Annotated in this window: 13 protein-coding genes and 2 other annotated features (1 of these 15 running past the window's edge); of the genes, 1 reads left to right on the forward strand and 12 read right to left on the reverse strand. The window is 47.4% G+C overall.

From position 1 onward, the window contains the following. Positions 1–126 precede the first annotated feature (126 nt). On the forward strand, positions 127–1,044 hold the full coding sequence (locus tag V1501_RS12375; RefSeq protein ID WP_409288516.1) for a DMT family transporter: 918 nt from the start codon (positions 127–129) through the stop codon (positions 1,042–1,044). A 52-nt stretch (positions 1,045–1,096) separates the two neighbouring features. Here V1501_RS12375 and V1501_RS12380 read toward each other — a convergent pair whose 3' ends face one another. From V1501_RS12380 to V1501_RS12435, 12 genes are all read right to left on the reverse strand, one after another. Beyond that, positions 1,097–1,534, reverse strand: a complete 438-nt coding sequence (locus tag V1501_RS12380) for a peptidylprolyl isomerase (RefSeq protein ID WP_409293341.1) — start codon at positions 1,532–1,534, stop codon at positions 1,097–1,099. 95 nt (positions 1,535–1,629) lie between these two features. Then, positions 1,630–2,178: a GNAT family N-acetyltransferase gene (locus tag V1501_RS12385; protein ID WP_409288518.1), complete on the reverse strand. Its 549-nt coding sequence runs from the start codon at positions 2,176–2,178 to the stop codon at positions 1,630–1,632. A 153-nt stretch (positions 2,179–2,331) separates the two neighbouring features. Beyond that, on the reverse strand, positions 2,332–3,828 hold the full coding sequence (locus V1501_RS12390; protein ID WP_409288519.1) for an amidase: 1,497 nt from the start codon (positions 3,826–3,828) through the stop codon (positions 2,332–2,334). 74 nt (positions 3,829–3,902) lie between these two features. Continuing rightward, entirely contained in the window at positions 3,903–4,661 is a 759-nt protein-coding gene (locus V1501_RS12395) for an alpha/beta hydrolase (RefSeq protein ID WP_409288521.1), read from the reverse strand. Between the two features lie 38 nt (positions 4,662–4,699). Continuing rightward, complete coding sequence (locus V1501_RS12400; protein WP_409288523.1) at positions 4,700–6,415, reverse strand: ABC transporter ATP-binding protein; 1,716 nt, start codon at positions 6,413–6,415, stop codon at positions 4,700–4,702. Between the two features lie 344 nt (positions 6,416–6,759). After that, positions 6,760–7,560 carry a tryptophan synthase subunit alpha gene (gene trpA, locus V1501_RS12405; RefSeq protein ID WP_409288525.1) on the reverse strand — a complete coding sequence of 267 codons (801 nt, stop codon included), beginning with the start codon at positions 7,558–7,560 and terminating at the stop codon, positions 6,760–6,762. Then, a complete protein-coding gene (gene trpB, locus V1501_RS12410; protein WP_409288527.1) occupies positions 7,553–8,764 on the reverse strand; it encodes a tryptophan synthase subunit beta in 1,212 nt (403 codons plus the stop codon). The genes trpA and trpB overlap by 8 nt, the downstream gene beginning before the upstream one ends. Further along, positions 8,754–9,374: a phosphoribosylanthranilate isomerase gene (locus V1501_RS12415; protein ID WP_409288528.1), complete on the reverse strand. Its 621-nt coding sequence runs from the start codon at positions 9,372–9,374 to the stop codon at positions 8,754–8,756. Before V1501_RS12415 ends, trpB begins: the two co-directional genes overlap by 11 nt. Continuing rightward, complete coding sequence (trpC, locus tag V1501_RS12420) at positions 9,364–10,152, reverse strand: indole-3-glycerol phosphate synthase TrpC (protein ID WP_409288530.1); 789 nt, start codon at positions 10,150–10,152, stop codon at positions 9,364–9,366. The genes V1501_RS12415 and trpC overlap by 11 nt, the downstream gene beginning before the upstream one ends. After that, positions 10,149–11,180 carry an anthranilate phosphoribosyltransferase gene (trpD, locus tag V1501_RS12425; RefSeq protein ID WP_409288532.1) on the reverse strand — a complete coding sequence of 344 codons (1,032 nt, stop codon included), beginning with the start codon at positions 11,178–11,180 and terminating at the stop codon, positions 10,149–10,151. Before trpD ends, trpC begins: the two co-directional genes overlap by 4 nt. Beyond that, on the reverse strand, positions 11,161–11,763 hold the full coding sequence (locus V1501_RS12430; protein ID WP_409288534.1) for an anthranilate synthase component II: 603 nt from the start codon (positions 11,761–11,763) through the stop codon (positions 11,161–11,163). Before V1501_RS12430 ends, trpD begins: the two co-directional genes overlap by 20 nt. Further along, a complete protein-coding gene (locus V1501_RS12435; protein ID WP_409288536.1) occupies positions 11,760–13,130 on the reverse strand; it encodes an anthranilate synthase component I family protein in 1,371 nt (456 codons plus the stop codon). The genes V1501_RS12430 and V1501_RS12435 overlap by 4 nt, the downstream gene beginning before the upstream one ends. A 57-nt stretch (positions 13,131–13,187) precedes the next feature. Further along, positions 13,188–13,436 (reverse strand) — a binding site (T-box leader). A 41-nt stretch (positions 13,437–13,477) separates the two neighbouring features. Then, positions 13,478–13,573: a binding site (T-box leader), on the reverse strand; it runs 157 nt beyond the window's last position.

Consider the following 13,573-nt stretch of genomic DNA (forward strand, 5'->3'; position numbering starts at 1 on the left):
CCCTTTCTTGTCCCGCTCAAACACCCTGCTGCAGATATATATGGTTTAAGCCGTGACATTCCCGCCCATTAGCTATAGAATAAAACATTATTCAGAAAACTATAAAGGTTGAAAGAAGATGAGACTTTGCGTACATACCAAATTTACCTGATTTTATTCGCTGTCATGATCCCGTGGGGTCTTAATGTTACAGCGACCAAGCTTTTGGTGGAAAGTTTCATGCCCCTGACCATGACAGCCTTCAGAATCTTTACTGCCGGCATCACTGTCATGCTGATTCTTCTGGTCATCAAAAAATTCCGGCTTCCAGCTAAAAATGAATGGAAAATTCTCACACTTGGTGCAGTTTTGAATGTAGCTGCACACCATTCTTTCCTGGCGGTCGGTCTCAAGGGAACCACAGCAATTAATGGGGGTCTGATACTCGGCATATCACCTTTGCTTACTGCCATTCTTGCCATCATCTTTTTAGGAAGCAGGCTGACCATTATAAAGCTGGCTGGTTTCATGATTGGATTATCCGGAGTATTCATAACTGTCATGGACGGCAGTGCAGGCCTTGACGGCATCAGGCCCGGTGATATAGAGGTCTTTTTATCTATCCTTGTGCAGGCTTTCAGCTTTATCCTTATAAAAAAGGTATCGGAGACCATGGATCCCCGCCTTCTGACCGGTTATATGATGATCATTGGTTCCGGGATGCTCTTTGTCCTTGCACGAATCATGGAGCCGGAGGGAATGCAGAGCATGGCTGGGGGAAGTCCATCTCTGTGGCTGTTATTCCTTCTCTCTGCAGTGATTGCAAGTGCCCTCGGCCATATGATGTATAACTACTGCATCGGGCAGATAGGAGCGGCTGAGGCATCCATTTTCTTGAATCTCACTCCCTTCTTCTCGCTTCTTGGTGCTGCTCTATTCCTTGGAGAAAAAATAACACTGGTCCATCTGGCAGGCCTGCTGATGATCATTACTGGTGTCATTATAGGTTCGGGAGCATACCGGCAGCTGTTCAGCCGTAATAGGAAGATGAACGCCTCAGCTTAGATGGAATTAGAAAGAGCCAGCGGAAAAACGCTGGCTCTTTCAGTATCTAAAATTATTCTTCTATGATGCGAACTTCCTTCATTACATCGCCCTGGCCGATCTCATCCACATTCTCCATACCTTCAACCACTTTTCCGAAAACGGTATGTACTCCGTTCAGATGCGGCTGCGGCTCGAATACGATAAAGAATTGAGATCCACCTGTATCTTTACCAGCATGGGCCATTGAAAGGGAACCTCGCTCGTGCTTGTGAGGATTGCCTTCTGTTTCACATTTGATAGTGTAGCCAGGTCCGCCGGTTCCGCGTCCTTCCGGGCAGCCTCCCTGTGCTACAAAACCAGGGATTACACGGTGAAAGTTCAAACCATTATAGAAACCTTCATTGATCAGCTTCTCAAAATTGGCAACTGTGCCCGGAGCTTCGTTTGGAAATAATTCAATCTTAACTTGTCCGCCTTTTTCTAAATCAATTACAGCATATTTACTCATCATTCATTACTCCTTCCACTACTTAAGAATTCATACCTTCATGATTATACTTCAATGTGAATTTAAAAGTAAACTTTCAGGCTGTGCATGACGCTTCAGCCGCTCAATTCCCGCAGGGGAGAAAGGGCAGCATAAAGATAGTGATCCTTCCAGCGGCCATTGATCAGCAGATATTCACGCATCAAGCCCTCCCTGATAAAACCTGTCTTCTCAAGGACGCGGATCGATGCAGCATTCTCCGGGGAAACACCGGCTTCCACTCTCCTCAGTTTAAGAGTCTCAAAGGCAAAGTGCAAAAGAAGGGATAAAGCCTCAGTCGCAGCACCCCTCCCTGTATGAATGCCGTCTACTGAATAACCTGCAGAGGCCGATTGAAAGAAAGCTGTTCTGACATCATAAAGGCTGATGTCGCCGATCAATGTATCATCTTGGAGAAATATGCCGAAATTATAGGCCCTGCCGCTTTTGAAGGCTTCCTGATCTTCTGCGATTGTCCTCCGCTGCCGTTCTATTGTATAGTAATCCTCTGGCCTGGCTGGTTCAAAGCATTGCCAGACATCACGGTTCCTGACCAGGAGCTCTGCATAGTCAGCGGCATCTTTTTCCTCGAGGGGCCGTAAGCATATTTGCTTTCCCTTTAACATAGCTATGTCTCCTGTCCATATGTGCTTGATTTTCCAAAATAGCTGCCGGTGACTCATTCAACCCGGCTTTCGGATAAAGCGAGTGTTCTCCGGTGTCCGTTCACATGGAATTACCTGTAAAAGAGCGGCGGCCGGATTTCATATAAGGTTTTACTAGAAAAGCTGCTCTTCGCCTATATTCAGCTGAGGGGCAATCCTTGCCCGGGAAACCTGCTCATAGGAGAAGGCGATCTCAATCAATTCAGGCTCGCTGAAGGCTGTCCCGGTAAAGGTAATCCCAACAGGCTCGCCTTCTCCTGAATAGCCGGCAGGCACGGTAATGGAAGGATATCCAGCCTTTGCCGGGATGCCCGCACCCAGGTTATTAGGAAAAACAATGGCGTCTAGATTATTTTCTTTCAGAACAGCATCAATGCCATTAATTGTCGAATGATACACATCATGCTCCAGTGCTGTTATATACTGCTGCTCAGTCAAGGTGCCGCTGGTATTCTCCGATTCCATCATAACTGCCTGGCCATATTTCAAAGCGGCTTCCTTGTTCCTCTCATTAAATTGGATGACATCCTTAAGGGACCTAACCTTTGAAGTGTTCGGCAGCCCGTTTAGATAAGCGTTCAAGTCAGTTTTGAATTCATACGTCAGAACCTCATATCCCCATTTTTCATCTCCTGATGGAATCCGCACATTCTCTATCACTTCTGCACCTGAAGCATCAAGCACTTTAATGGCAGCGTCCAGGACACTCCTTTTATCTTCTGGCAGATAATCAAAATAGACATCCCTTGCTATGCCGATCCGCTTTCCCTTCAAACCGTCCAGCTTCAGGCAGGCGGCATAATCAACGCCGTCACACTGAACGGACTTCCCTGCTGCAGGATCCCGAGGATCAGTACCAGTCATGGCGGCAAGCAGATAAACAGCATCCTTCACAGTCCTGGCCATCGGACCTGCCGTATCCTGAGAATGGGCGATCGGAATGATGCCGCTCCGGCTGATCAGGCCGACCGTGGGTTTTATCCCTACAATGGAATTCTGGCTGGCAGGGCTGAGGATGGATCCTGAAGTCTCGGTGCCCACTGCAGCGGCAGCAAGGCTGGCGGCAATCGCCGCTCCTGACCCGGCACTTGAACCGCCCACATCAAAATTCCCGGGGGAATAGGGATTCAATACCTGCCCGCCCCTTGAGCTGTATCCGTTTGGCATATTTTCAGCCATGAAATTCGCCCATTCTGTCATATTCGTCTTTCCAAGTATCACTGCTCCTGCTTCCCTCAGCCTCGCTGCTGCAAAAGCATCCTTTTCTGCCCTGGATTCTTCCAAAGCCAATGAACCGGCACTCGTATGCATTTTATCCCCAGTATCAATATTATCTTTTAGAAGAATGGGGATGCCGTGCAGGGGGCCCCTGGCTCCTTTTTGTTTACGTTCTGCGTCCAGCGCCTCGGCTGTCTGGAGGGCATCTGGATTTATCTCAAGAATAGAATTAATGGCGGGACCGCTTTTATCGATTTCTGCAATCCTTTTCAAATAAAGGAGTGTCAATTCCTTTGCAGTCACTTCGCCGGTTTCCATCTTTTCCTGCATACTGTCAATGTCTGCATCAGCGAGCCAGCTGTTATATAGCTTCTGTAATCCTGGATTCTGCATATGTAAATACTCCTTATCTTTTGCTGAATGACTATATTTAAAGAATTCGAGGGAACAATCCCTTTTCCTTCCTCTTACTCCGGTTTTTTTCCCGACTGTATGAGCCAGTCAAGCGTGACGGCCTGCAGCTCATCAAAATGAGAGGCATTGGAATAAGTATGGGAAGCTCCATCCACAATGTGAACCCGCCCATTTAAGCAGGCTTCATTAAACTGAAGGCTGTATGAAAAGGGAATATCTTCATCCCGGGATCCGTGAACAAACAGGGCCTTCCCTTTGAATACACCCAATAAAGCCAGCGGATCATATCCGGATAAAGATGCGATGTACCTCTCCGTAAAGGTATAGCCATGATACTCGATGCTTGATCCCTTGCGCGCCCCTTCCTCAAGCAGGCGGGTGATATCCTCATAGGGCTTTGCAGCCGCTGACCACATGATGAGCCGTGAAATCCTCGGATCACCTTCCAGCGCATGAACAGCGGCTGCCCCGCCAAGGCTGTGTCCGAGCAGAATCACATTATCCGCATCCACCCATTCGAGACTGAAAGCGTGATCGATGACCGCCCTTGTCTGGCTGATCATTTCTTCAAAAGTTGTATCTCCATAGTTACCCGGACTTTCGCCGCATCCCATGTAGTCGAATCTCAAGACTCCCATTCCATGCTTTGTCAGTCCTTCTGCTGCTTTAACAAATAATCGATCCACTCCTGTTTTGCTGCCGATAAATCCATGGCTGATTATAACCAGCGGGGTCTTTGGTGTGCCGGACGTATCAACTGCTGCCGAGAGCTCTGTCCCATTCCACGGGATTGTATAGTGCTTTCTAGCCATTAAACTCTCTCCTCCCATTCTGCCGTTTACTAAAGGCATCAATTCTGATATTGCACTCTGTGGAGATTTGCAAAAATCCCTGCCCTTTCCAGGAGTTCGTCATGGCTTCCCTGTTCAGCAATGCCATCTTCCGTGACGACCACGATTCTGTCTGCATTCCTAATGGTTGCAAGTCGGTGAGCTATCACCAGAGTAGTCCTGTCCTTTGACAGATCGGCCAGGGCGGCCTGGATAATTCTTTCCGTTTCGGTATCAAGTGCTGAGGTGGCTTCATCAAGAATTAATATCGGAGGGTTTTTCAAAAACATCCGTGCAATCGCAATTCTTTGCTTTTGACCTCCTGACAGCTTCAGTCCACGCTCCCCGATTTGAGTTTCGTAGCCATCCGGAAGTGAAGTGACAAATTCCTCAAGATGGGCCATTTCCGCAGCCCTGTGTATCTCTTCCTGTGAAGCCTTTAGATTGCCGTAAGCAATATTTTCTTTCAGCGTACCTGTAAATAGAAACACATCCTGCTGAACGATACCGATCTGGGATCTGAGTGATTCCTTTGTCAGGGTGCGTATATCATGGCCATCCATCCTAATGGACCCTTCCGTCACATCATAAAACCGCGGAATCAAGGAGCAGATGGTAGTTTTTCCCGCACCGCTCGGCCCGACGAAAGCAATCGTTTCACCGGGATGAATTTCAAGATTTATCCCTTTTAAAACAGGCTTATTCCCTTCATAGCTGAATGAAATGTCATCAAATAAAATGCTGCCGCTTAAACTGCCTGCATCAAATGCGGAAGGCGCATCTTTGACATCCGGATCCTGGTCAATCAATTCAGTGAACCGCTTGAAACCCGCCATGCCTTTGGGATAGAGTTCCATAAGGGCACTGATTTTGTCGACAGGCTTGAACAAAACGTTCACATACAAAACAAATCCCACCAGTTCCCCGTAACTCAGCTGATTATGATACGAAAGCCACGCCCCTGCCACCAGAACGGCCAGCGTGATGAGCCTGGTCAGCATGTAGATGCCTGAGGAACTGAACGACATGACCTTATAGCCGGCAAGCTTCGCTTTCCGAAATCGCTGGTTGTTATCTTTAAATCTCTTAATCTCATATTTTTCATTTGTAAAAGACTGCACGACACGGGCTCCTGAAACACTATCCTCTACCCGGCCGTTGACCTCGGCAATCTCACTGTACATCTTGTTCCATGCTTTATTCATTTTTAAATTGCTATAGACAATAAGGATTACAAGCAGGGGAAGAATGCATATTGTGATGAGCGCAAGCTTTACATTAATGGTCAGCATAATCCAAAAAGCTCCTGCAAAGGTCATTAGGGCAATGAAGAGATCTTCAGGGCCATGATGTGCAAGTTCTCCAATATCAAACAGATCATTTGTCACACGGCTCATAATATGACCTGTTTTTGTATTGTCAAAAAACTTAAAAGACTGCCTTTGCACATGCTGAAAAAGCTGCTGCCTCATATCTGTCTCGATATTGATGCCGAGCATATGCCCCCAATAGTTGACGATATACTGGAGGAATGTACTGACTATGTATAATGCCAATAACCCTGCACTGACACTGATGATAGCCCCCCAGTCTTCACCCGGCAGAAGTGTGTCAATGAACCACTTTACCGCAAGTGGAAATGCAAGCTCCAGAAGCGCCACTATCACTGCGCTTGTGAAATCAATGATAAAAAGCTTCCTATGTGGTAGATAATAAGAAAAAAATCGGGAAATCATGCTGCCTTCTCCTTTACATATACTTCCTAAATCATACCATTATTTCAGTCAGAGAGATGACATTTTTGTTTTATCCCTATGGAGGCCGGTGACTGTTCCTTCTATTCCGCAATACAAACAGAGAGCAGCATAAAACAAACATAGTTCTATTCGCAGCCCATTCCATTGGTGGGAAAGGATCAGGTACAAACACAATAAGGAGGTGCTGCGGAGTAAGGCGGGCAGGAATGTCTGTAATTAAATGATGTTCACGCCCGGCTGCAGGAAGCCTTCTGATATATGCAGCTCGGCCCCTCTTCCGAAGAAAAAAGCACCCGGCCCGGTTCCGGATGCTTCTCATTACCTTATCGTGTGCTCACAGCATGCAGCCCTTTTATTTCACCGATTAATTCACGAATGGTTTCACGTTCACCTTCATGCAGTGCTGCTACGATTTTACTGCCAACAATAACTCCATCGCAGAAGGGAAGCACCCCGCCCGCAGTATCCGCGCTTGAAATGCCGAAACCCGCCAGTACTGGGGTATCCGTGAATTGCTTGATAGTCCGGACCCTTTCGGCAAGTTCCCCTGTCTCGAGTCTGGCCCTTTCACCTGTAACACCTTTTACTGTGACTGCATATAGAAAGCCTTCACTGCTTCCAGAGAGCTTCTCCAGACGATCCTCAGTACTCGTCAAGGAAGCGAGCCTGATGATTGCTATACTTGCCTCTGTCAGGCTTGAAGATACAAGTTCCTCCTCTTCAAGGGGAAGATCCGGGAATATGCAGCCGGCAATACCTGCAGCTGCACTGTCCCTGGAAAACTCCTGGATTCCATATTGAAGGACCGGATTGATATAGGTCATCAGGATAATGGGTACCTTGATTTTATCTTTGTTCTGTTGTATTTCTGCGAGAATAGACTTCAGTGTGGTGCCTTCCCTCAAAGCACGAAGCCCGGCCTCCTGGATGACAGGTCCGTCGGCCACTGGGTCCGAAAAGGGTACTCCCACTTCTATGACGTCGGCTCCGCTCTCCTGCAGAAAAAGAATATCACTGATCAGGCGGCCTATCCCTCCGTCACCTCCCATGATATAAGCAACAAAAGCTTTCTGGTCTTTTTTCTTCAACTTCTGGAAGGTCACTCTCAGTTTCTCTTTACTCATGATTGGCTGCCCCCTCGCTTTTTCTGATGGTATCCACGTCCTTATCTCCCCTTCCTGATAGACAGATCACAATGCTTTCTGCTGAAGTAAGGCCAGGTGCCATTTTTACTGCATGGGCTACTGCATGGGAGCTCTCGAGAGCCGGGATAATGCCTTCTGTTTTTGTCAGAAGGTGAAAGGCCTCAAGCGCCTCTTCATCTGTGATGGAATGATATTCAACTCTTCCCTGTTCAAACAAATAAGAATGCTCAGGGCCGACTCCCGGATAATCAAGTCCTGCCGAAATGGAATGGGCTTCTTGTATCTGACCTTCTGTATCCTGAAGAAGGTACATATACGAACCATGCAGGACACCTTTCCGCCCTTTTGTCAGGGAAGCTGCATGCTCCTCTGTTGATAGTCCTTTTCCTGCAGCCTCCACGCCGACCAGCACGGTTTCTTCATCCTCGATGAATGGGTGGAACATGCCCATTGCATTGCTTCCTCCGCCGATGCAGGCAATCACATATTCGGGGAGCCTGCCTTCTGCCGCCAAAAACTGTTTTTTTGTTTCCTTCCCTATGATGCTTTGAAAATCGCGGACAATCTGCGGAAATGGGTGCGGCCCCAGCACCGATCCCATGATGTAATGCGTATCGTCTATATGGGAAACCCAGTATCTTAATGCCTCATTAACAGCATCCTTCAGGGTCCTGCTTCCCTGCTTAACAGAAACAACCTTTGCCCCAAGCAGTTCCATCCGGTACACATTCAGCTTCTGCCGCTGGACATCCTCTTCCCCCATGAAAATGACAGCTTCCATATCCAGCAATGCACAGACCGTTGCGGTTGCCACACCGTGCTGGCCGGCTCCTGTTTCGGCGACCACTTTATTTTTCCCCATTTTCTTTGCCAGGAGCGCCTGGCCAAGAGTGTTGTTGATTTTATGTGCTCCTGTATGGTTCAGATCCTCCCGCTTTAGATAAATCTTCGGCCCTCCCAATTTTTCACTCAGCCTTTTAGCATGATACAGGGGTGTTTCACGTCCAACATAATTCTTTAAAAGGGACTGGAATTCCTCTTGAAAAGACTCCGAATCCGCAATAGACTTGTAGGCTTCCTCCAATTGGGTCACGGCCGTCATGAGGGTTTCTGGTACAAATCTGCCTCCAAACTCTCCGTACTTCCCATTAGCATCAGGCAGTGTATATGCTTTAACCGACATTTGTCATTCCTCCATTTTTCGCATTCTCGATGAATTTTTTGATTTTCTGCAAATCCTTTTTCCCGTTTGTCTCAACGCCGCTGCTTACGTCCACCATGGCAGGGGATACAATGGAAATGGCTTCCTGTACATTTTCCGGATTCAAACCTCCAGCCAGAATCAGGTTATGGACCTTCCTGCCGAGTCCCTCAGCTTCTCTCCAATTGAAGCTGGTTCCGTTTCCGCCGCGGTATCTCCCCGCCGGTGCGTCCAGCAGCAGGTACCTGGCATTATGGCCCTTCCATTTCTGTAAAGATTCTGCACTGTAGGGAAATGCCTTTATTACTGGCAGGTTAATAGCGTCAACGGTCTCCTCATCTTCATCTCCATGCAGCTGAATCATGGTAAGCCCCGTAAATAGCGCTGTCTCTTCAATAATTTCAGGACTTTCGTTGACGAATACCCCGACACTCTCAATTCCAGGCGGTAGTGAATGTATGATTTCTCTTGCAAGCTTCCTGTCTATTTTCCTTTTACTCTCGGCAAATACGAATCCGAGTGCTGCTGCACCGTAGTTTACAGCTGCAGCTGCTGTCATTTTGTCGGTGATGCCGCAGATTTTAACCTTCATGGATTTTTTCTCCCCTTAAATCCTTCATCTTCCTGATCATCTCCTCAGGATTGCTTTCTCTCATGAAAGCTTCGCCGACGAGAATCCCGTCTGCCCCGGCTTCCATTACCCTTCTGCAGTCCTGAAGAGTGGATATCCCGCTTTCGCTGATCACAAATGCCCCTGCATCCCTGGCTCTTTGTGCCAGCTGTTCTGTCACAGCAAGGTCGATCTCGAAGGTTGACAGATTTCTATTGTTAATGCCGATGATTTCAGCCCCGATGTCTGCTGCCCTGTTCAGCTCCTCTTCATTATGAACCTCCACCAGGACCTCAAGGCCGATTGAATGAGCATATCCATGCAGGTCCTGCAATTCTTCATTGTCCAGGGCCCGCACAATCAGCAGGATGATGGAAGCACCGGCCGCCTTTGCTTCATCAATCTGGCTTCTCTGCAGGATGAAATCCTTGCATAGAATCGGGAGAGCGATTTGATTCCTTACAGATTTAAGATCTTCCAGGCTCCCTTTAAAAAACGTTTCCTCAGTGAGCACTGAGACAGCAGCTGCCCCGGCATTCTCATACATTGCTGCAACTTTTGCCGGGTCTGCCCCCGGGTTGATATCCCCTTTGGAAGGGGATGCACGCTTGAATTCAGCTATGATGCAAAACCCATCTTTCAATGCCTGCCTGAAGGACGGGTGCCTTTCCTCCAGCTGAATTCCGCCAGGCTCAGCCGGAATTTTCCTGGATAAAGTCTTCCTCTTTTCAATTAGAATCGGTTCAAGGTAATCTTTCATATCACCGCCTCCTTTGTGGCTGCTGATTTTGATACTTCCAATATTTTTTTAAAGTGTGCATAGGCATCGCCTTTCTCAAGGAGCTGTTTTGCAAGCTGAACACCTTCGTATATGTTTTCCGCCTTTTCCGATGCAAAAAAACCAATGCCTGCATTAAGAATAACAATGTCAGAGTATGGCCCCTTCTCGCCTTCGAGTACAGAGAGAAGGATATGGGCATTACGGTCCGGATTTCCTCCCCGTATCTCGATATTTCCTGCCTGCTCCAAACCAAATTCTTCAGCACTTACAGTAAGAGCTGTTATTTCCCCTTTATCTATGATCCGCAATTGATTTTCTCCCTGGAGAGAGGCTTCATCCATGCCGCCCGCCCCATGGACGACCACAGCCCTTTTCCTGCCCATTTTCATAAACACTTCAGCATAAGGATCTAGCAGCGATGGACTGTACACACCAGTTACCTGGTAGTCCAGATTGACCGGGTTTGTCAGCGGCCCCAGACTGTTGAAGATGGTCGGGATGCCCAGGTCTTTCCTGACTTTTACAATCTTTTTCAGCTGAGGGTGGACATGCTGCGAAAAAAGAAACGCAATATTCGCCTCCCTGACCATTCTTCCCGCAGCTTTAGCATCCTGTGTAAGTGATATCCCGAGCTTTTCGAGTACATCCATGCTTCCTGAACGGCTGGTGATTCCTCTGTTTCCGTGTTTGACCACCTTTACTCCCCCTGAAGCCAAAACAAGGGCGGAGGTTGTGCTGATGTTAAAGCTGTTGGATCCATCTCCCCCGGTACCGCATATATCCATGGCCCCTTCACCAGCCTCAATTTGATGGGTGGATGCTTCACGTATGGCTGCAGCCAATGCAGCCATTTCAGCCGTTTCTGCGTCTTTGCAGGACAGGCCCATTAAAAAAGCGCCAATCTCACTTTCAGTCGTTTCCTTGTTTAAAAGAAGGTGCGCTGCCTCCTTCATTTCCTCATAAGTGAATGCTTTCCCATCCTGAAGTTTACGTAAGTAGTTTTTCATATAAATTCCCCCGTTCCATTGATTTAATAAAATTACTCATCATCTCCATGCCATATTGGGTAGCGATTGATTCTGGATGGAATTGCAGGCCGGTTACCGGGTACTCCCTGTGCTTCAGCCCCATGACCGCCTCATCCTCTAAAGAAACGGCTGTAACCTCCAGGCACCGTGGCAGCGAATTCGATTCAACGTGAAGAGAATGATATCTCATAACCGTTATTGCATTTTCTATTCCTTGAAATATTCCCTTTCCATCATGGTTCAGAGTAGAAGTCTTCCCATGCTTTACCAGAGGTGCTTTTTTTACAAGACCCCCGAATGCTTCTGCGATAACCTGATGGCCGAGACAGATCCCGAGTATGGGGATGCTTTTGCTGAAGTTCTTGACGATTTCTTTACAGATGCCGGCAGAATCCGGTGTGCCCGGTCCTGGGGATAAAATGATTCCCTCCGGCTTCATCTCTTCTACTTCCTTTATGGATATTTCATCATTCCTTTTCACAACAGCCGGGATGTCCAATTTCCTGAGCATCTGGTAAAGGTTATAAGTGAATGAATCATAATTATCAATCAGCAGTATCATTTGGCCGCCTCCATCAATCCTTTAGCTTTAAACAACGTTTCATTCCATTCCGCTTCTGGGTCCGAATCATGGACAATGCCGGCTCCAGCCTGGAGATAAGCACTACTGCCCGAAAAGATCATCGTCCTGATGGCCAGGGCCAGATCAAGTGATCCATCAAGGGTAAAGGTGCCGATTCCTCCTCCATAAATCCCCCTCTTTGTTGTCTCGAGATTATTTATGATCTGCATCGCTTTAATTTTCGGTGCACCCGATACTGTCCCTGCCGGCAATGCAGCCGGTACAGCATCTAAAAAGTGTACGCCGGGATCCAGAACACCCTCTACATCAGAAACAAGATGCATGACATTCACATATTTCTGTATTTCCATCAGTTTTGTCACGTGGACCGTCCCCGGCCTCGATATCTTCCCTAAGTCATTCCTAGCCAGGTCCACCAGCATAAAATGCTCCGCCCTCTCTTTTTCATCCTGTTTTAATTCCTGCTCCAAACTCAGATCCTCCGTCTCCGTTTTCCCCCTCGGCCTTGTGCCGGCAATCGGATTGGAAAGTGCCTTTTCTTCCCGGATCGTCACCAGCCTCTCAGGAGAACTGCCTGCAATCTGTAAATCTTCCAGTTCTATAAAAAATCGATATTGCGATTTATTAAAGCTTCTCAGCTTCTTAAAGAATTCATATGGCCTGCCGCTGTACCCGCTTTTTAACCGCTGTGACAGCACTCCCTGAAAAATATCACCAGCCAGGATGTGGTCCTTTATCTTCAGCACGCCTGCCATATAATCTTCCTGCCCCATTTCAGATAAGAAACCAGTAAATTTGAAATCTTCTGTTTTCCGAGGCTGCTGAGGCTCCTTCAGCATTTGCTCAAGTTCACTCATTCGGGCTTCAGCTGCCTCTGGGGTAAGGGATCCGTCATAGTTTAAAAGATAACAGGCGGCTGTTCCGTCTGATGCCCTGACAATATACTCTGAATGAAACAGAAAGCACATATCAGGAGCAGACAAGCTATCCTGCAGTTCCTCCCCTATTTCCTCATAATTCCGGATAAAATCATATCCGAAATATCCTATCGCTCTGCCATGCTTCCCGAATTCCGGTGGAAGACTGGCTGCGATTCTTTTAAGTTCCTCCAAAGGGTTCCCTGTAAAGGAATGTTTCTCCCCGTCTTTATGAACAGTGATCCTGCTCCCCTTTGCCTGGATTTCCATGTAAGGTGTAAATCCGACAATGGTCTCTGTTCCCCCTGCATAGTCAGGGAACTCCAGTATCGCTTTATTGTTTCCGCCGAGCCTTTCAAAGGCAGCAATAAGATCCATTGCCGGCAGTTTCTTGGTAAATACCTTGTTTGACTTTGTTTTTAAATTCATCTCGATCCCTCTCCTGCTTAAAAATAAATACAAAAAGCCCTCCATAAGCCACAGCTTATGGAGGGCGAATAGTCCGCGGTGCCACCTCCGTTAGGAGGCAAGATGCCTCCTATCTCTTCAAATACGTGGAAAATCTAAAAGATTCCAGATATTCTATCCCTGTAACGGGGGAAGCCGTTTCCCTCTACTCTAGATTCAAGGGATCTCTCAAAAGCCCATTCATACAAGCGCATGTATCGGTTCACACCAGCCACCGACTCTCTGTGATCATTCGCTTGAACTACTCTTCTTTCTCAATGATTTACTATTTTTATTTGTACGCAAAAAGGGCTCCCCGATCCTTCTGAATAAAGGACGGGAAGCCCGCGGTACCACCTTTGGTTGACTGCCTGAAACAGCCCTCTTAATGGCATTGAAGACAAGTTTCAATGCCTTTTTCCTGT

This window comes from Paraperibacillus esterisolvens, assembly GCF_046237625.1.
Taxonomy (GTDB): domain Bacteria; phylum Bacillota; class Bacilli; order Bacillales; family DSM-1321; genus Paraperibacillus; species Paraperibacillus esterisolvens.

Excerpts from the sequence above, each read along its gene's own strand:
- V1501_RS12380 (WP_409293341.1), bottom strand. The coding sequence starts at position 1,534 with ATGAGTAAATATGCTGTAATTGATTTAGAAAAAGGCGGACAAGTTAAG.
- V1501_RS12385 (WP_409288518.1), bottom strand. The coding sequence starts at position 2,178 with ATGTTAAAGGGAAAGCAAATATGCTTACGGCCCCTCGAGGAAAAAGAT.
- V1501_RS12390 (WP_409288519.1), bottom strand. The coding sequence starts at position 3,828 with ATGCAGAATCCAGGATTACAGAAGCTATATAACAGCTGGCTCGCTGAT.
- V1501_RS12395 (WP_409288521.1), bottom strand. The coding sequence starts at position 4,661 with ATGGCTAGAAAGCACTATACAATCCCGTGGAATGGGACAGAGCTCTCG.
- V1501_RS12400 (WP_409288523.1), bottom strand. The coding sequence starts at position 6,415 with ATGATTTCCCGATTTTTTTCTTATTATCTACCACATAGGAAGCTTTTT.
- trpA (WP_409288525.1), bottom strand. The coding sequence starts at position 7,560 with ATGAGTAAAGAGAAACTGAGAGTGACCTTCCAGAAGTTGAAGAAAAAA.
- trpB (WP_409288527.1), bottom strand. The coding sequence starts at position 8,764 with ATGTCGGTTAAAGCATATACACTGCCTGATGCTAATGGGAAGTACGGA.
- V1501_RS12415 (WP_409288528.1), bottom strand. The coding sequence starts at position 9,374 with ATGAAGGTTAAAATCTGCGGCATCACCGACAAAATGACAGCAGCTGCA.
- trpC (WP_409288530.1), bottom strand. The coding sequence starts at position 10,152 with ATGAAAGATTACCTTGAACCGATTCTAATTGAAAAGAGGAAGACTTTA.
- trpD (WP_409288532.1), bottom strand. The coding sequence starts at position 11,180 with ATGAAAAACTACTTACGTAAACTTCAGGATGGGAAAGCATTCACTTAT.
- V1501_RS12430 (WP_409288534.1), bottom strand. The coding sequence starts at position 11,763 with ATGATACTGCTGATTGATAATTATGATTCATTCACTTATAACCTTTAC.
- V1501_RS12435 (WP_409288536.1), bottom strand. The coding sequence starts at position 13,130 with ATGAATTTAAAAACAAAGTCAAACAAGGTATTTACCAAGAAACTGCCG.